This is a genomic window from Streptomyces sp. NPDC018000, from assembly GCF_044328025.1.
Lineage (GTDB): Bacteria > Actinomycetota > Actinomycetes > Streptomycetales > Streptomycetaceae > Streptomyces.
Window position 1 is genome coordinate 1 of the sequence record NZ_JBIRGM010000068.1, and the last position, 1,013, is coordinate 1,013.

Annotated in this window: 1 protein-coding gene; it reads left to right on the top strand. The window is 67.9% G+C overall.

Features of this window, described 5'->3' with window-relative positions:
- Nucleotides 1-1,013 (top strand): RNA-guided endonuclease InsQ/TnpB family protein (locus ACH4EW_RS32475; RefSeq protein ID WP_398263165.1); only part of this gene is annotated, 1,013 nt, incomplete at both ends.

Here is a 1,013-nt window from a genome sequence, read left to right on the forward strand (position 1 = left end):
CCGGCGCAGCTCGACAAGATGCTGACCGGGGCCAGGAAGAGTGCTGCGTGGCTGCGGGAGGGCAGCTCTGTTCCTCAGCAGCAGGTCATCCGTGATTTCGGGAAGTCCAAGGCCAAGGCGCAGAAGGACATCAGGGAACGGCTGCCCATGCACCGCCGGGCCGGGATGCCGAAGTGCAAGAAGAAGCGTGAGGCCCTGCCCTCCCTCGACTACACGCGGCGCGGCTTCCGGCTCAACGGCGGGAAACTGCATCTGGCCGGAGGCGTTGTGCTGACGGTGGTGTGGTCGCGGGAGCTGCCCGCCGACCCGTCGTCCGTGCGTGTCTATCAGGACGGTATCGGGCACTGGTACGCCAGCTTTGTCGTCCCCGCCCAGATCCGGCCGCTGCCCCGGACCGGGTGCGTGATCGGGATCGACTGGGGTGTGAAGGAGACCGCGACCACCACCAGCAGTGCCCATGACCTCCCCCACGCCGGGCACGGGCGCAAGGCCAGGGAGAAGCTGACCCGGTACGACCGGATGATGGCCCGACGCAAGCCGAAGAAGGGCCACGCCGGGTCGAAGGGGTACCGCGAGGCGAAGCGGCTGCGCGCCAGGCTGCACAAGAAGGTGGCCCGGCAGCGCCAGGACACCGCCCGCAAGTGGGCCAAGAGGGTTGTCCGCGACCATGACGCGCTCGCTGTCGAGGACTTCAAGCCGAAGTTTCTCAGCCGGACCACCATGGCCCGCAAGGCCGCTGACGCCGCCATCGGCGCGACCAAACAGGCCCTGATCGAGATGGGCCGCAAGCACGGACGGTCCGTGCACCTGATCCACCCTGCGTACTCCACGATGGACTGCGCGCACTGCGGAGCGAGAGCCAAGCACGCACTGCCGCTGGGAGAGCGCACCTACACCTGCACCGTCTGCGGAGCCGTATCCCCGAGGGACAAGAACTCCGCAGGTGTGATGCTTGTCCGGGCTGGTCTGGACCCGGCTGGTGCTGATCGTGGAAGACCTGACCAGGCGCTGCC